At 72.5% G+C, this 15,914-nt stretch carries 15 protein-coding genes; 8 read left to right on the top strand and 7 right to left on the bottom strand.

The features are described 5' to 3' along the window. The first annotated feature begins 9 nt into the window (after positions 1–9). Complete coding sequence (locus tag SCAB_RS24050; protein ID WP_013002667.1) at positions 10–954, top strand: glucosyl-3-phosphoglycerate synthase; 945 nt, start codon at positions 10–12, stop codon at positions 952–954. A 272-nt stretch (positions 955–1,226) separates the two neighbouring features. Next, on the top strand, positions 1,227–2,645 hold the full coding sequence (locus SCAB_RS24045) for an alpha,alpha-trehalose-phosphate synthase (UDP-forming) (RefSeq protein ID WP_013002666.1): 1,419 nt from the start codon (positions 1,227–1,229) through the stop codon (positions 2,643–2,645). A 28-nt stretch (positions 2,646–2,673) separates the two neighbouring features. Here SCAB_RS24045 and otsB read toward each other — a convergent pair whose 3' ends face one another. From otsB to SCAB_RS24030, 3 genes are all read right to left on the bottom strand, one after another. After that, positions 2,674–3,534: a trehalose-phosphatase gene (gene otsB, locus SCAB_RS24040; RefSeq protein ID WP_013002665.1), complete on the bottom strand. Its 861-nt coding sequence runs from the start codon at positions 3,532–3,534 to the stop codon at positions 2,674–2,676. Positions 3,535–3,551: 17 nt separating this feature from the next. Continuing rightward, a complete protein-coding gene (locus SCAB_RS24035; RefSeq protein WP_013002664.1) occupies positions 3,552–3,779 on the bottom strand; it encodes a DUF3263 domain-containing protein in 228 nt (75 codons plus the stop codon). A gap of 311 nt (positions 3,780–4,090) precedes the next feature. Then, entirely contained in the window at positions 4,091–5,407 is a 1,317-nt protein-coding gene (locus SCAB_RS24030; RefSeq protein ID WP_013002663.1) for an extracellular solute-binding protein, read from the bottom strand. Between the two features lie 182 nt (positions 5,408–5,589). Between SCAB_RS24030 and SCAB_RS24025 the strand changes: the two genes are divergently transcribed. The 3 genes from SCAB_RS24025 (at position 5,590) to SCAB_RS24015 (ending at position 8,884) form a co-directional block, all read left to right on the top strand. Further along, on the top strand, positions 5,590–6,570 hold the full coding sequence (locus SCAB_RS24025) for an ROK family protein (protein WP_013002662.1): 981 nt from the start codon (positions 5,590–5,592) through the stop codon (positions 6,568–6,570). Continuing rightward, a complete protein-coding gene (gene nagA, locus SCAB_RS24020; protein WP_231885114.1) occupies positions 6,570–7,832 on the top strand; it encodes an N-acetylglucosamine-6-phosphate deacetylase in 1,263 nt (420 codons plus the stop codon). The genes SCAB_RS24025 and nagA overlap by 1 nt, the downstream gene beginning before the upstream one ends. Before the next feature lie 125 nt (positions 7,833–7,957). Further along, a complete protein-coding gene (locus SCAB_RS24015; RefSeq protein WP_013002660.1) occupies positions 7,958–8,884 on the top strand; it encodes a 1-phosphofructokinase in 927 nt (308 codons plus the stop codon). A 24-nt stretch (positions 8,885–8,908) separates the two neighbouring features. Here SCAB_RS24015 and SCAB_RS24010 read toward each other — a convergent pair whose 3' ends face one another. Both SCAB_RS24010 and cdgB read right to left on the bottom strand, forming a co-directional pair. After that, on the bottom strand, positions 8,909–9,880 hold the full coding sequence (locus tag SCAB_RS24010; protein ID WP_013002659.1) for a carbohydrate-binding protein: 972 nt from the start codon (positions 9,878–9,880) through the stop codon (positions 8,909–8,911). A gap of 213 nt (positions 9,881–10,093) precedes the next feature. Beyond that, entirely contained in the window at positions 10,094–11,857 is a 1,764-nt protein-coding gene (gene cdgB / locus SCAB_RS24005; RefSeq protein WP_013002658.1) for a diguanylate cyclase CdgB, read from the bottom strand. 328 nt (positions 11,858–12,185) lie between these two features. On the opposite strand from cdgB, the gene SCAB_RS24000 reads away from it, so the two are divergent. Further along, positions 12,186–12,680 (top strand): DUF1877 family protein, encoded by a 495-nt coding sequence (locus SCAB_RS24000; RefSeq protein WP_013002657.1) that lies wholly within the window; start codon positions 12,186–12,188, stop codon positions 12,678–12,680. A 587-nt stretch (positions 12,681–13,267) separates the two neighbouring features. Further along, a complete protein-coding gene (locus SCAB_RS23995; protein WP_013002656.1) occupies positions 13,268–13,780 on the top strand; it encodes a flavin reductase family protein in 513 nt (170 codons plus the stop codon). 21 nt (positions 13,781–13,801) lie between these two features. Here SCAB_RS23995 and arfB read toward each other — a convergent pair whose 3' ends face one another. Then, on the bottom strand, positions 13,802–14,230 hold the full coding sequence (gene arfB / locus SCAB_RS23990; protein ID WP_013002655.1) for an alternative ribosome rescue aminoacyl-tRNA hydrolase ArfB: 429 nt from the start codon (positions 14,228–14,230) through the stop codon (positions 13,802–13,804). Positions 14,231–14,430: 200 nt separating this feature from the next. Between arfB and SCAB_RS23985 the strand changes: the two genes are divergently transcribed. Then, positions 14,431–15,006 carry a TerD family protein gene (locus SCAB_RS23985; RefSeq protein ID WP_013002654.1) on the top strand — a complete coding sequence of 192 codons (576 nt, stop codon included), beginning with the start codon at positions 14,431–14,433 and terminating at the stop codon, positions 15,004–15,006. A gap of 165 nt (positions 15,007–15,171) precedes the next feature. On the opposite strand, the gene SCAB_RS23980 is transcribed toward SCAB_RS23985, so the two are convergent. Further along, positions 15,172–15,876: a hypothetical protein gene (locus SCAB_RS23980; protein WP_041669561.1), complete on the bottom strand. Its 705-nt coding sequence runs from the start codon at positions 15,874–15,876 to the stop codon at positions 15,172–15,174. Positions 15,877–15,914 lie beyond the last annotated feature (38 nt).

The following is a 15,914-nucleotide window of genomic DNA, read 5'->3' as shown; positions in this document are numbered from 1 at the left end:
CCGCGCACTGTGCTGAAGGAAGTCGAGCACTGGCTGAACACCCGCTCCTGGTCCACGGCCGACCGCCCGCTCCACAGGATCATGGCCGCGAAACGAGCGAGCGGCCAGTCGGTCAGCGTCGTCCTGCCCGCGCTGAACGAGGAGGAGACCGTCGGCGACATCGTCGCGATCATCCGCCACGACCTCATGCGGCAGGTCCCGCTCGTCGACGAGATCGTGGTCGTCGACTCCGGCTCCACCGACCGGACGTCCCAGGTCGCGGCGGCGGCCGGGGCGCGCGTCGTGCACCGCGACGACATCCTGCCCCGTATCCCGGCCGTGCCCGGCAAGGGCGAGGTGCTGTGGCGCTCGCTGCTCGTCACCCGGGGCGACATCGTCTGTTTCATCGACGCGGACCTCAGGGAGTTCTCGTCCGACTTCGTCTCCGGGATCGTGGGCCCGCTGCTCACGGACCCCGGGGTCGATCTCGTCAAGGCGATGTACGACCGCCCCCTCGGCTCCGCGGCCGGCCAGGGCGGCCGTGTGACGGAACTCATGGCCCGCCCTCTGCTCAACATGCACTGGCCCCAGCTGGCCGGCTTCGTCCAGCCGCTCGGCGGCGAGTACGCGGCGCGGCGCTCGCTGCTGGAGCGGCTGCCGTTCCCGGTGGGCTACGGCATCGAGCTGGGCATGCTGGTCGACGCGCTGCACCTCGTCGGCCTCGACGCGCTCGCCCAGGTCGACGTGGGCGTCCGCAAGCACCGGCACCAGGACGGGGCGGCGCTGGGCCGCATGTCCGCGGCGATCTACCGCACGGCCCAGCTCCGGCTGGCCCGCGGGCATCTCATCCGGCCGGTCCTGACGCAGTTCGAACGGGGCCGGGAGGGTTTCGAGCCGCGCACGTACTCGGTGGACCTGGAGGAACGGCCGCCGATGGTGGAGATCGCGGAGTACGCGCGGCGGCGGGCGGCGTAGGGGGCGGGCGTGCGGGTTTCGTCGCCGGGTGCGGGTGTGGGGGGCTTCTCGCGCAGTTCCCCGCGCCCCTAGACCCCCGAGCCCCGGAAGCCTCGAAGGCGGCCGGTGTGGACGCTGAAAAGCACGGGGCGCAGCCCCGGCTTTCAGGGGCGCGGGGAACTGCGCGACCAGCCCCCACACACCCGCACCCGCACCCCCCGTCCCCCCAGGCGCTCCTGTATACGGCCGAACCGCACGTTTGACCGCCGAACCCCCGGGCTAGGTTGAGCCGTATGGCATCAACGCACGGCGCGGCCCACGTACTCGTCGCGTCCAACCGGGGACCCGTCACCTACACGCTGGACGAGGAGACCGACACGCTCAGCGCGAAGCGCGGCGGCGGCGGTCTCGTCTCGGGTCTCTCCGCGATCGACCCGTCCTCCGGCGCCGTCTGGGTGTGCTCCGCCCTGGGCGACGGCGACCGCGAGGCCGTACGGCGCGGTGTCGCCGAACCGGGCGTGCGCATGCTGGACATCCCCGCCGACGTGCACCACGACGCGTACAACGGCGTGGCCAACTCCACGCTGTGGTTCGTGCACCACATGCTCTACCAGACCCCCCTGGAACCGGCCTTCGACGCGGAGTTCCGACGGCAGTGGGCGGCGTACGAGACGTACAACCGCGCCTTCGCCGAGGCGCTCGCCGACGAGGCGGCGGACGGCGCGGCCGTGCTGGTGCAGGACTACCACCTGGTCCTGGTCCCCCGGATGCTGCGCGACCTCCGCCCCGACCTGCGGATCGGCCACTTCTCGCACACCCCGTGGGCACCCGTCGACTACTTCCGGATGCTTCCCGACGACATCGCCGCGCAGGTGCTCGACGGCATCCTCGGCGCCGACCGGGCCGCGTTCCTCACCCAGCGGTGGGCGGACGCGTTCACCGCGTGCTGCCGGGCCGTCCTGGGCCCGGAGAGCCTGTCCGGCACCCGGATCGGCGTGCACGGCCTGGGCGCCGACGCGGACTTCCTGCGCTCCCGCGCCCACCAGGCGGACGTCGACGACCGCATCGCCCTGCTGCGGGAGCAGATCGGTACGGCCCCGGAGGGCACCCCGCGCCGCACGATCGTCCGCGTCGACCGCACCGAGCTGTCGAAGAACATCGTGCGCGGCCTGCACGCCTACCGGCAGCTCCTCGACGACCGGCCGACCTGGCGCGAACGCGTCGTGCACGTCGCCTTCGCGTACCCGTCGCGGCAGGACCTCGCGGTGTACCGGGACTACATGACCGAGGTCGAGCGGGTCGCGGACGACATCAACGAGCGCTACGGGACACCGGACTGGACCCCGGTCGTCCTCCACCTCAAGGACGACTTCGCCCGGTCCCTGGCGGCGTACCGCCTCGCGGACGTGGCCCTGGTGAACCCCATCCGCGACGGCATGAACCTCGTCGCCAAGGAGGTGCCGGTCGTCTCCGACGAGGGGTGTGTGCTGGTGCTGTCCCGGGAGGCCGGGGCCTTCGAGGAACTGGGCGACGACTCGGTGGTGGTGAACCCCTACGACGTGGTGGGTACGGCGGCCGCGCTGCACGAGGCGCTGAGCCTGCCCGCGGACGAGCGGGCGGAGCGGGGGAAGCGGCTGGTCGCGGCGGCCACCGCGCTGCCGCCGACCCGGTGGTTCCTGGACCAGTTGCGGGCGTTGGAGGAGGGCCGGTAGCCGGGGCCGCCGTTCAGGGCCCTCCTCGTCAGACGTGCGCGGCGACGGCCGCCAGGAGGTCGACGACTCCCTGTGGGCCGTCCACCACCAGGTCAGCCCGCTCGGACAGTTCGTTGACCTCCGCGCTGCCGCTGCAGACCAGGAGGCCGGGCGTGCCCTCGGTGCGGAGTTTCTCGACGGCGGCGAAGGCGGGGAGGTCGCCGAGGTCGTCACCGGCGTAGAGGACGGACGCGGCGCCGGATTCCGCCAGGTACTCGCGCAGGGCGACGCCCTTGTCCATCCCCGGGGGCCGCAGTTCGAGGACCATGCGGCCGGGTTCGACGATGAGGCCGTGGCGGGCGGCGAGGTCGGTGAGCGGGGCGCGCAGCGCGTCGAAGGCGGCCTGGGGGTCGGTGGCGCGGCGGGTGTGCACGGCGACCGCCCGGCCCTTCTCCTCGATCCAAGTGCCCTGCCAGGCGCCGACGCCGTCCAGGAGGCCGGGCAGTTCCGCGCGGACCGCCGCGACACCGGGGTGCGGGGCGGGGGCGCTGACGGTGCCGGTGACGGCGTCCCAGCGTTCGGCGCCGTAGTGGCCGAGGACGACGAGGCGTTCCAGTCCGGGGACACCGGCGAAGCCGCCGTGGCGGACGGCGACGGCCGCCGGGCGGCCGGTCACCACGGCGACGGAGGCGACCTTCGGGGCGAGGGCGGCGAGGGCGGCGACCGCGGCGGGGTGGGCGCGGGCCTGCTCGGGGTCGGGGACGATCGGGGCGAGCGTGCCGTCGAAGTCGAGTGCGATCACCGTGCCGCCCGGACGGTCGAGGATCGCGTCCAGCGCGTCCCGCCCGGCCTGGGTCGCGGGGGTCGGCAAGGTGGCCCTGGGGTTCTCTGCGTCCTTGTGGCTGCCCATGCCGTCGACCCTATCCGTCATCGCTCGGCCCGGCGTCCCTCCCGGACCCTTCGCAGCCGGTTGACGGTGACCGGGTCGTGGGCGAGGGCGCGGGGGTCGTCGAGCAGGGCGTTGAGCAGCTGGTAGTACCGCACGGGGGCGAGGCCGAGCCGCTCCCGGATGACCCGCTCCTTGGCCCCGGGCCCGTCCCACCCCTGCCGCTCCACGGCAAGAATCGCCTGCTCCCGCGCGTCCAGCTCGTCCATACGACGACGGTAACGGAGGGGTGCGACAGCGCGAGGGGGTGGGGCGGGGTGGGGTGGGGTGGGGTGCGTTGTCGGGTGCGGGTGGGTGGGGGCTGGTCGCGCAGTTCCCCGCGCCCCTGAAAAGCAGGGGCTGCGCCCCGAGCTTTTCAGGCCCGCAGGGCCGTCGGCTTTCAGGCCCGCAGGGCCGTTGGCTTTCAGGCCCGCAAGGCCTGGGCTTTCAGGGGCGCGGGGAACTGCGCGAGAAGCCCCACCGGACCCCCACCCGACCACGCACCGACCCCGACCCCCTGGCCCCCGGCCAAGAGCCCCCCTCACTCCCCCCGCTCGGCGACAGTGGCCGTCTGCTGCAGCTCGGTGAGCACGGCCCCCGGCTTCGCATCGCGCCGCACCGCCCGCCCCACCTGTTCCTTGACCGCCGCGCTGACATCCGACCAGGACGTCTTGCCCACCGGATACAGCTCCGCGCTGGGCAGCGCGTCGAGGAACGGTCCGAGCGCGGCCTCGTCCTTGTCCCCGGCCATCTCCTGGGACGCGGACGCGGTCACCGGGAGCAGGTCGTACTCCCGGGAGAAGTCGAGCACGTTCTCGTCGTTGTAGACGAAGTCGAGGAAGTCACCGATCTCCTCCCCGTGGCCGTTCTGCTTGAAGGCCATCATCCAGTCGGCGACCCCCATGGTCGCGTGCTCCCGCTCGTCGCGCCCCGGCATGGCGGCCGTGCCGTAGGCGATCCCCTTGTCGGCGGCCATCCGCATCAGGGTGGGGTGCCCGTTGAGCATGCCGACCTCGCCCCGCGCGAACGCCGCGAAGGCGTCGGCGCGGTCGAGTTCCGCGGGGGCGGTGGGCCCGGTGAGGCCCGGGTCGACGAGCTTGTCCTTGAGCCAGGTGAAGGTGCGGACGTTGTCCGGGGAGTCGATGCGGTAGGTGCCGACGTTGTCGGTGTAGCCGCCCCCGCCGCTGAGCAGCCACTGCATGGTCTCGGCCTGCGCCTCCTCGGACCCGAGCGGCAGCGCGTACGGGGTGGTGACTCCGGCGCGGTCGAGGGCGGCGGCATCGGCGGCCAGTTCGTCCCAGTCGCGCGGGGCGTGGTCGAGGCCCGCCTTCGCGAACAGCTTCTTGTTGTAGAAGAGGACGCGGGTGGAGGCCGCGAACGGCATGCCGTACGCGACCCGCCGTACCTTGCCCGCGTCGGCGAGCTGGGGCAGGAATCCGGCCTGGACGGGGATGGAGAGCAGGTCGTCGACCTCGTAGAGCCGGCCGGCCGAGGCGTAGTCGGCGTAGGTGCCGGCCTGCGCGAGATCGGGGGCCTCACCGGCGGCGACCATCTCCTTGATCCGGCGGTCGACGTCGTTCCAGGAGTAGACGCTGACGTCGACCTTCACGCCCGGCGTCTTCTTCTCGTACGCCTTCACGAGCGCGTCCCAGTACTTCTGGGAGCTGTTGGCCTTGGAGTCGCCGTAGTCGGCGGCGACCAGTCTCAGCGTGACGCCGGAGCCGTCGGCCGCGGAGCCGCCGCAGCCCGCGAGCGTCGCCGTCAGTCCCAGCACGGTGAGCGCCGCCACGGCACTGTTCCTGACTCCGCTGTTCCCGGCTCCGGTCTTCGTCCGCCGCTGCCTCTGCCGCTGTCGCACTCCCACTGCCCCAAACCTGTCGTACGAGCCCCGCGCACAACAGCCTGAATCACAGGCCCCGCACGCAAGGCCGTTGATCGCTCAACTTCCCAAACGCTCCATAAGGTCTACACCACAAGGTCTACACCACGACTCGGTAAGTGGACTAGACCTCTCGCGGGTCAAAGGGCCACACTGTCCCCGTGAGACATGTCATCGCCCTCGATGTGGGCGGCACCGGGATGAAGGCCGCACTGGTCGGGGCCGGCCCCGTGCCCGGCGCACCCCCCGTGCTGCTGCACCAGACGCGGCGCGCCACCGGACGCGAGCGCGGGGCGGAGGCGGTGGTCGGCTCGATCCTCGACTTCGCCGCCGAGCTGCGTGCCCACGGCGAGCGGCACTTCGGCGAGCCCGCGGCCGCCGCCGGGGTCGCCGTGCCGGGCATCGTCGACTCCGGCCGGGGCATCGCCGTCTACGCCGCCAATCTCGGCTGGCGCGACGTCCCGCTGCGCGCGCTCCTCGCCGAACGCCTCGGCGGCGTCCCGGTCGCCCTCGGCCACGACGTGCGCACCGGCGGGCTCGCGGAGGGGCGCGTGGGAGCGGGCCGGGGCGCCGACCGCTTTCTCTTCGTGGCACTCGGCACCGGGATCGCCGGCGCGATCGGCGTCGACGGCCGGGTGGAGGCCGGCGCCCACGGCTTCGCGGGCGAGATCGGCCACGTCGTCGTACGGCCCGGGGGCACCCCGTGCCCGTGCGGGCAGCGCGGCTGTCTGGAACGGTTCGCCTCCGCGGCGGCCGTCAGCGAGGCATGGGCGGCGGCCTGCGGCGACCCCGGGGCCGACGCGGCGGACTGCGCCAAGGCCGTCGAGTCGGGCGACCCGCGCGCCGTCGCCGTCTGGGGGCACGCGGTCGACGCCCTCGCCGACGGTCTCGTCACCGCCCTCACCCTGCTCGACCCCCGCACCCTCATCATCGGCGGCGGTCTGGCGGAGGCCGGTGACACCCTGTTCGGTCCTCTCCGCACCGCGGTGGAGAACCGGGTGACCTTCCAGAAGGTCCCCACCATCGTGCCCGCGGCCCTGGGCGACACCGCGGGCAGCCTGGGCGCGGGCCTGATGGCCTGGGACCTGATCGCCCCCGCGCACCCCGCCACCCCCACGGACCTCCCGGAGGTAACCCCCTGATGGCCCCCGCATTCTCCGACCAAGGGTCCGACGACAGCGCCCCCTCAGGGGCGCCGGGAACCACGCGACCGGCCCCCGCCCATCCGCGGTCGCGGAACACGGCGCATCCCTACGTCCTGGAAGGCGCCCACGTCGTCCTCCCCACCGGCACCGTGAAAAACGGCCGTCTCGCCGTCCAGGGCACCAGGATCGCCGCCGGCACCCCGGAGAACGCCCACACCGTCGACGTCCGCGGCCACTGGCTGGTCCCCGGCTTCGTCGACCTCCACAACCACGGTGGCGGCGGAGCCTCCTTCACCTCCGGCACCGTCGAGGACGTCCTGCACGGCATCCGCACCCACCACCTGCACGGCACCACCACCCTCGTCGCCTCCACCGTCACCGGCGACATGGACGGCCTCGCGCACCGCGCCGGCCTGCTGTCCGAACTCGCCGAGCAGGGCGATCTCGCCGGCATCCACTTCGAGGGCCCCTTCATCTCCCCGTGCCGCAAGGGCGCGCACGCGGAGTCGCTCCTGCGCGACCCCGACCCCGCCGAGGTCCGCAAACTGATCGACGCGGCACGTGGCAGGGCGGTGATGGTCACGCTGGCCACCGAACTCCCCGGCGGCCTCGACTCCGTACGCCTGCTCGCCGAACTCGGCGTCATCGCGGCGATCGGACACACGGACGCCACGTACGAGCAGACGGTCCGGGCCATCGACGCGGGCGCGACCGTGGCGACCCACCTGTTCAACGCGATGCCCCCGCTCGGCCACCGCGAGCCCGGGCCGATCGCCGCGCTCCTGGAGGACGACCGGATCACGGTCGAGCTGATCAACGACGGCACGCATCTGCACCCGGCCTCCCTGCAACTGGCGTTCCGTCACGCGGGCGCCGGCCGGGTCGCGTTCATCACCGACGCGATGGACGCCGCCGGCTTCGGCGACGGCCGCTACATGCTCGGCCCGCTGGAGGTCGAGGTCGCGGACGGTGTGGCCCGCCTGGTGGAGGGCGGCTCGATCGCGGGCTCCACCCTCACCCAGGACCGCGCCCTCAAACGTGCCGTCACCGTGGACCGCATCCCGGTCGAGGACGCCGTCGCCGCCCTGTCCGCCAACCCGGCCCGCCTGCTCGGCCTCTACGACCGCATCGGTTCCCTCGACCCGGGCAAGGACGCCGACCTCGTCCTCCTCGACGCGGACTTCGACCTCAAGGGCGTACTGCGCAAGGGCGAGTGGGTGGTCGATCCGTTCGGCGACGGGCCCGGACGAGCGGCCTGATCCGGCCGGGGGTGCGCGGCGGCGGACGGCCGGACGGACCGTCAGGCGGTCTGGGCCGACCGCCGCGCGTTTGGGATGATCGAGCGTCCGCCCAGTCGCAGTCGAGTCCCAAGGGGTGAGCCCAGGTGATCCTCACGGTCACGCTGAACACCGCTCTCGACATCACCTACCGCGTACGGGAACTCCGGCCGCACGCCACGCACCGGGTGACGGACGTGACCGAACGCCCCGGCGGCAAGGGCCTGAACGTGGCCCGCGTCCTGGCGGCACTCGGCCACGAGGTGACGGTCACCGGCTTCGCCGGCGGCGCGACCGGCCGGGCCCTGCGGGACCGGCTCACGCACACACCGGGGGTGGTGGACGCGCTGCTCCCGGTGGAGGGCGCCACCCGCCGTACGGTCGCCGTGGCCGACGCGAGCGGTGACACGACCCAGCTCAACGAACCGGGCCCGCTCATCTCCCCCGCCGAGTGGTCCGCCTTCCAGGAGGCGTACGTCGAACTGCTGCGCTCCGCCTCGGTGGTGGCCCTGTGCGGCAGCCTGCCGCCGGGAGTGCCGGTGGGCGCGTACGCGGGTCTGATCCGCACGGCCAGGACCCACTCCGTGCCCGTCCTGCTGGACACCAGCGGCGAGCCCCTGCGCCGGGGGGTGGCGGCCCGCCCCGACCTGCTGAAGCCCAACGCCGAGGAACTGGCCGAACTCACCGGCTCCCACGAGCCGTCCCGTGCGACCCGGGACGCCCGCCGCCGGGGCGCGCGGTCGGTCGTGGCCTCGCTGGGCCCCGAAGGTCTCCTCGCCCACACTCCCGAAGGCAGCTGGCGCGCCACGCCGCCCCGCCGCTTCCGCGGCAACCCGACCGGAGCGGGCGACTCTGCGGTGGCGGGCCTGCTCTCCGGCCTGACCGACCGGCTCCCCTGGCCCGACCGCCTGGCCCGGGCCGTGGCCCTGTCGGCGGCGACCGTACTGACCCCGGCGGCAGGCGAGTTCGACCGTCAGGCGTACGAGGAACTGGTGGGCCGGGTGACGGTGACGGGGGAGGTCACGGCGGCGTGAGGCATCAGCTCAAGGGAGCGAGCCTCAGGTCCTCCAGCCCTTCTTCAAGTACATCTGGTCGAAGTTGACGTCACAGGAATTGCCCTCTTCGCAGGAGATCTTGATCTCGTTGCTGCCCTTGTTGAGCTGGATGGACGCGAAGGTGTTCGTCCAGCCCTTCTCGTAGTCGCCCTCGGGGCCCTTCGAGAAGTTGGCCAGGTTGAGCGCACGGCCCTGGGCCGTGCCGTTCACCGTGAGAGTGGCGTCGGCGTCCTTGCCCGGGACGCCGTAGAGGACGTAGAGCGTGTACTTGCCGCTCTCCGGGACGTCGTCCGCCTTCCAGGTGATGGAGGACCCGACCGAGTTGAAGTTCCCCACATAGAAGCCCCCGTCCGACCTCGCGCCCGGCACGTCCGAGGCGATCGCCGCGTTGCCGCCGAGGAGGAGGGTCTTGGCCTCGGCCTTGGGGAGTTCGCCGGGCTCCGTCTTCTTCGACTTGCTGGGCGACGCGCTGGGGTCCTTGCTCTCCCCGGTGGTGGGGGTGGTGCCGGCGCCGGTGTCCTTGCCGGAGGCGTCGTCGTCGTCGCCGCCGAGCATGACGACGCCGATACCGATCACGACCGCGGCCACGACGGCGATCGCGCCGATGAGGAGGCCCTTGGTGTTGGGGCCACGGCCGCGGCCGCCCCCGCCGTTGCCGTACGCCTGCTGTCGGGTCGTCGGGGCGCCGCCGGAGAAGTTCTCGGCGGTCTGGTGGTGCCCGTTCGGCCGGGCGGGCGGCTGCTGGCCGTACCCCTGCTGCGGGACCTGTCCGTACTGCGCGGTGGCGGCCTGCGGAGCCTGCTGGGTCTGCTGCCCGTACTGGCGTTCCCCGACCGGCCGCGTCCGGTTGACCGCGTTCGGGTAGCCGTAGCTCGCGCTGGGCGGCTGGGCTCCTCGGGCCTGCCCGTCCTCGTAGAGGTAGCCGAACGGGTCGTCGTCCTCGGGCGTGCTCGCGCCGTTGTTGCCGGGCGTCATCCCTAGGTCTCCTCAGCGGTGCGGTACTTACACGTACGGGTGGCGGGTCATTGCTTCGGGGTGTAGGAGAGCGAGCCTACCCGCTCGTGGGGACCCAAACGGGTGACTCGGACCTCATCACCGGGCCCACCCACCGCCCACCGGCCGAATTCCCTCCGGTACACGCCTCTGACCTGCACCGATACACGCATGTATGCAGCGTCACTCCGGACGTTACCCGGCCCGCCTGTGCTGCCTGGGACGAGATCGTTTCTCGACGTACATCCGCTCGTCAGCTGATTTCAACACCTCGTCCGCCGTCATTCCGCAGTGCGCCCATCCGATGCCGAAACTGGCACCTACGCGCATCGCGCGGCCGTCGACCCGGATCGGCTGGATGATCTCGTTGCGCAGGCGTACGGCGAGGTCCTGGGCGTCCGCGCGGCCGAGGCCGTCGGCGAGGACGACGAACTCGTCGCCGCCGAGCCGGGCCACCGTGTCGCCGTCGCGCACCCCCCGGCTGAGCCGCCGGGCGACCTCGATGAGGACGGCGTCGCCCGAGTTGTGCCCGAACCGGTCGTTGATCGACTTGAACCCGTCGAGGTCGCAGAAGAGCACTGCGAGCCCCTTGGTCCCGTCGTCCCGCTCGTCCTCGGGCGCGACCGTGTGGACATGGTGGTCGAAGCTGTCGAAGGGGCCGCCGGCCCGGTGGAAGTCGAAGGCGTGCACGTGGTGTCCCGCGGCCTCGTAGTCGTCGAACGACGGGTGCGGCAGCCGCGCCGCGTGCTCGGCACCGCCGTGCTCACCGAACTCCCCGAACCCGCCGCCGAAGTCCCCCTGCTCCCCGAACTGCCCGAAGGCCGCGTTCATGGAGTCGGCCGCCGCACCGGCCGGGAGCGACTGGGGGCGCTGGCACAGGCGGGAGGACAGGCGCGAGCGCAGCTCCGCGGAGTTCGGCAGCCCGGTCAGGGCGTCGTGCGAGGCCCGGTGCGCGAGCTGCAGCTCACGCCGCTTGCGCTCCTCTATGTCCTCGACGTGGGTGAGCAGGAACCGGGGCCCGTCGGCGGCGTCGGCGACCACGCTGTTGCGCAGCGACACCCAGACGTACGTCCCGTCGCGCCGCCCGAGCCGCAGCTCCGCGCGCCCGCCCTCGGCGGAGGTCCGCAGGAGGGTGCCTATGTCCTCGGGGTGGACGAGGTCGGAGAAGGAGTAGCGCCGCATCGCGGAGGCGGGCCGCCCGAGCAGCCGACACAGCGCGTCGTTGGTCCGCAGGATCCGGCCGTGCTGGTCGCCGCCCATCTCGGCGATGGCCATACCGGAGGGGGCGTACTCGAAGGCCTGCCGGAAGGACTCCTCGCTGGCGCGCAGCGCCTGCTGCTCCCTTTCGAGCCTGACCAGTGCCCGCTGCATGTTGGCGCGCAGACGGGCGTTGCTGATCGCGATGGCGGCCTGGAAGGCGTACATCTGGAGCGCTTCGCGGCCCCATGCGCCCGGTCGCCGACCGTTTCGCGGCCGGTCCACCGAGACGACACCGAGCAGTTCGCCGCAGGAGGCGCCACTGGCGCCCGGGGTGTACATCGGGGCGAAGAGCCGGTCGGAGGGGTGCCATTCGTCCTCGAACCGGGGGGCGGGGCCGTCGGTGTACCACTGCGGTACGTCGTCCTCGTCGAGCACCCAGCCCTCGGTGTGGGGTATGAACCGCAGGTCGCCCCATGCCTCGCCCATGGTCAGCCGGCGGTCCCAGGCTTCGCGGGAGCCGACGCGGCCGGTGATCAGGGCCTCGGCCGCGCTGTTCCCGGCGAGGGCGGCGACGACCAGGTCGCCGTCGGGGCGGACGAGGTTCACGCAGGCCAGTTCGTAGCCCAGGCCGTTGACCACGCCGTCGGCGACGGTCTGCAGCGTGTCGGCCAGGCTGCGCGCGGTGTTCATGTCCGCCATCACCTGGTGCAACTGCCGCAGCGTCGTCAGCCGGACGTAGGGCTCCGAGTCGGTTTCCATTCGCCCTCCCCCCGAGATCTCGTGGCAGCTCCAGGCTCCAGGTAACCTGCTTAACTCGCGGGCTTACTACCGCTTACAGTTCCCGCTTACAGCTTGCAGCGTCCCCGCCACTGAATCACAGCGCGAAGCCCACTCGGTACACAGGGTCAACAAAATATGGCTCCTGTGACTCAAGTCACAACAGAACATGAGCAATTGAGTGGAGTTTATGCGTTTCTCTCGTGCGCTTCCTGAACAGAATTCAGAACTCTGTGTAGGCGCTGTGCACGGGGGCCGACCGGGGACGATCGCCTGCAGCGGGGCCGACCTGGGCTCCTAGCATGAGCCCATGGGCGACACCGTGGAGTACCTCCGCCTGACGGCGAACGAGTTGGAGCGGATCAAAAACGATCCCGACTGGGCGTGGAACCACATGGAGGACGTCCGCGAGGGCGAGGAGGCGTACGAGCCCGCGCCCCGCGACGCGCGCTACTACGCCATCGACTCCCGCAGACTCCAGGAGCTGCTGCTCCGGCGGGCCGGGTTCCCCGTGGACGTGATCAACGGCGAGCAGCCCGTCCGCTACCCCGACCCGTCCGCCGGGGACTACCACTACCTGACCGCCGGCCAGGTCGCCACGGCGGCGAACGCGCCGGCCGCGCTGGAGTGCGACCGGCTCGTCGCGCACACCGACCTGAGGGAACTGGTCGAGACGGGGTTCTACCCGGACGCGCCCACCGCGGCGCTGTACCTCGACGCGGTACGGCACCACCACGACGGACTGACGGAGTTCCTGGGCGCGGCGGCCCGGGAAGGCCGGGCCGTCCTGGTCTGGCAGCTCTGACGGCCGGGCCGGTGGGTGCGCTCGGCCGGGTCTACGGGGGGGGTGCCCGGCGGGCTGACGAGGGCTCTCGGCGGGGTCGGCGAGATGCGACGGCCTGGCCGGCGGATGCGCTCGGCCGACGGTGCGAGGCCGCCCTCCGGCGAGGACGCGTCTGGCCGGAGCGGCTAGGGCCTGTCGTTTGGATCATGCCGGCTTCGGGCCACGGTGTCTGATGACCGCCGGTGAGCGGGGCTTGGTGTGTGCAGATGCAAGGCGGAGGAAGGCGTCGACGCGATGGGGGTACCTCCCGCTCGAGCGAAGCCGAGAGTGGGGGAGTCGGCAACTGACGACAACGCCGCTGGGGGTCCCCCCACGCCCTTGAGGCAGTGGGGGAGTGCGTGCCAAGCCCCGCGGCCCAGGCGTGATCCAAACGACAGGCACTAGGTCGCAGGTCCGGGGAGGGATCGGGCGGGGGCCCGATGTGGCGGGCCACGGCCGCGGGCTAGCGTGCGGGCGTGCCGAAGAACTCGCTGTCAGCCTTTCCCCCGGCCGCGCCCGCCCCCGCCCCGGTTTCGCCCGCCGCTGCCCCCTCGGTCCATGCTGAGGGGGTGAGTGAAGACGAATTCCGCGCCGCGATGTCCCGGCTGGCGGCCGGTGTGGTCCTGGTGACCGCGCACGAGGCGGCGCTGGACCCGGACGGGCCGCGCGGCGAGGACGTAGGGATGACGGCCACCTCCTTCATGTCCGTGTCCCTCGACCCGCCCCTCGTCATGGTCAGCCTGCGCGAGGGCTCCCGGATGGACGACCTCCTCGCCGAGCAGCCGCTGTGGGCGGTCTCCGTGCTGTCCGAGCACCAGCGCACCGCGGCGGCCCGCTTCGCCATGAAGAACCGCGTCAGCGACCGCCTCCTCTTCGAGGACCTCGCGCACACCCGGGGCGGGACCAGCGGCGCCCTCCTGATCGACGGCTCCCTGGCCACCCTGGAGTGCCGCACCGAGCAACGGGTGACCGCCGGCGACCACACCCTGGTCATCGGACGGGTCCTCGCCGCGACGGCGGCGGGCACGACCACGGGCCCTCTCGGCTACTTCCGCGGCCGCTACCGGCAGCTGGCCCCCTAGGACACGCCCACCGCGTACGGCTCAGCCCCAGTCCCGCCCCGACCGTCCCCGCTTGGTGTCGGACCGCTGCTTCTTCTCCCGCAGCCGCCGTTCGTTGATCCCTCTCGGGATACGGGTCGCCCGCCGGGGCTTGGGCGGCGGCGCGGTCGCCTCCGCGAGCAGCGCGGCCAGACGTACGGCGGCGGTCTCCCGGTTGCGCCACTGGGAGCGGTGCTCGGAGGCCCGGACGCTGACGACCCCGTCGACGAGCCGGCTCGCGAGACGCTCCAGCGCACGCGCCTTCCACACCTCGGGCAGGGCCTCGGTGTTCGCCAGGTCGAAGCGCAGCTCGACCTGGGAGTCGCTGGTGTTGACGTGCTGGCCGCCAGGGCCGGAGGAGCGCGAGAAACGCCACTGGAGCTCGGCCTCGGGGAGCGAGACGGAGCCACGGATGACGTGAGGACCGGACATGCCCCCATGGTCGCGCGGATGTCCGGCCCACGTCACGCCCTTTTCACCGGGCCCCGGGATGGTGGGTAAAGAAAGTAAAAAGCGCTGGAACCTCTGGCGCCCCTCCCGACGTTCATAGGGGTACAGGTAGCTTCGTCCCCGGTACGAAGCCCGTACAGGCACGCAAGTGCCCGCACGCAACGAGGGAAGGACTCCCAACCATGGCTGTAAGCCTGTCCAAGGGTGGCAACGTCTCGCTCACCAAGGAGGCTCCGGGCCTGACCGCCGTCACCGTGGGCCTCGGCTGGGACGTCCGCACCACCACCGGCACGGACTTCGACCTCGACGCCTCCGCGATCGCGGTCAACACGCAGGGCAAGGTCTACTCGGACGGTCACTTCGTCTTCTTCAACAACAAGCAGACCCCGGACCAGACCATCGTCCACACCGGCGACAACCGCACGGGCGAGGGCCAGGGCGACGACGAGGCGATCAACGTCAACCTGGCGGGCCTCCCCGCCGACATCGACAAGATCGTCTTCCCGGTCTCCATCTACGACGCCGAGAACCGCTCGCAGAACTTCGGCCAGGTCCGCAACGCCTACATCCGCATCGTCAACCAGGCCGGCGGCGCCGAGATCGCCCGCTACGACCTCTCCGAGGACGCCGCCACCGAGACCGCCATGGTCTTCGGCGAGCTGTACCGCAACGGCGCCGAGTGGAAGTTCCGCGCGGTCGGCCAGGGTTACGCCTCGGGCCTCGTCGGCATCGCCCAGGACTTCGGCGTCAACGTCTGACGTCCGGCCCGCCGCCCGGGGCACCACCGCTCCCGGCGCACCGCACCACCGCACCACGCTGCCGAAGGCCCCGCCCCGACACCCCTGTCGGGGCGGGGTCTTCGGCCGTCCCGCCCGCGCCCGTGCCCCTGCCCGCGCCGGCTCGCCTCTGCCGCGCGACCCGGATCACACGCGCCACTCGGGGGAGTACTGGATGTGCAGCGAGGCGGGCACGCCCCGTCGGTTCTGCGGCCGCGACCAGGGCCCCGCGCCCAGTTCCACGCAGAAGTGCCGGGCCTGCGGATGCCGGTGCCCGTCCGACGGGGCCTCGTCGACGAGCCCGCGCAGGAGAGCGCCGCGCTCGCGGAACGCGGTGGGGCTGCCCACGACGAAGAGCGTGTGCGCGGCGATGTCGAAGGCGAGGTGGTCGCGGTAGGACCGGTGGTGCCACCGTTCGTACCGGACGGCGTCCTCCTCCGGGAAGTCCCGTTCCGGGGTGCCCGTCGTCTGCGGCCTGCCCGCGTCGAGCCGGGCGCGCACCTCTTTCCACGACGCCGTCGGAAACCGCAGGCTGTGGTGGAGCAGCACCAGGTCCAGCGAGACGGGTTCGCCCTCGCCGCCACCGTCGACACCACCCTCGCCATCGTCGACGCCGTCGACGCCCTCGGGAGCGCGGTGGGCACGGAGCGGCAGATGGACCAGCGAGCGGGCGGACCGGGCGGCCAGCGCCCACAGCGCGACCAGTTGCTCCGCGCCGGCCCGGTCGGCGTACATCGACAGCCAGTGCCGGTCGTCACGCAGCACCAGCCGCGCGGGGGACGGGACGGGCCGGATCACCCGTACCTCGTCGCCGCCCAGCCGGGCCCTGTGCACCCGGACCCTCTGCTCCACGCGCTCCCCCTCGCTCCTCGCTCCCCGAGAGAAACTGT

It is taken from the genome of Streptomyces scabiei 87.22 (genome assembly GCF_000091305.1).
Classification (GTDB): Bacteria; Actinomycetota; Actinomycetes; order Streptomycetales; family Streptomycetaceae; genus Streptomyces; species Streptomyces scabiei.
The sequence above is the reverse complement of the archived record's forward strand: the minus strand, read 5'-3'. Positions and strand labels throughout refer to the sequence as shown.

What these genes read in the sequence shown, in the direction of transcription:
- nagA (WP_231885114.1), top strand. Translation starts at nt 6,570, where the DNA reads ATGGCCCCCGCATTCTCCGACCAAGGGTCCGACGACAGCGCCCCCTCA.
- SCAB_RS24035 (WP_013002664.1), bottom strand. Translation starts at nt 3,779, where the DNA reads ATGGACGAGCTGGACGCGCGGGAGCAGGCGATTCTTGCCGTGGAGCGG.
- otsB (WP_013002665.1), bottom strand. Translation starts at nt 3,534, where the DNA reads ATGGGCAGCCACAAGGACGCAGAGAACCCCAGGGCCACCTTGCCGACC.
- cdgB (WP_013002658.1), bottom strand. Translation starts at nt 11,857, where the DNA reads ATGGAAACCGACTCGGAGCCCTACGTCCGGCTGACGACGCTGCGGCAG.
- SCAB_RS24000 (WP_013002657.1), top strand. Translation starts at nt 12,186, where the DNA reads ATGGGCGACACCGTGGAGTACCTCCGCCTGACGGCGAACGAGTTGGAG.
- arfB (WP_013002655.1), bottom strand. Translation starts at nt 14,230, where the DNA reads ATGTCCGGTCCTCACGTCATCCGTGGCTCCGTCTCGCTCCCCGAGGCC.
- SCAB_RS23985 (WP_013002654.1), top strand. Translation starts at nt 14,431, where the DNA reads ATGGCTGTAAGCCTGTCCAAGGGTGGCAACGTCTCGCTCACCAAGGAG.
- SCAB_RS24010 (WP_013002659.1), bottom strand. Translation starts at nt 9,880, where the DNA reads ATGACGCCCGGCAACAACGGCGCGAGCACGCCCGAGGACGACGACCCG.
- SCAB_RS24045 (WP_013002666.1), top strand. Translation starts at nt 1,227, where the DNA reads ATGGCATCAACGCACGGCGCGGCCCACGTACTCGTCGCGTCCAACCGG.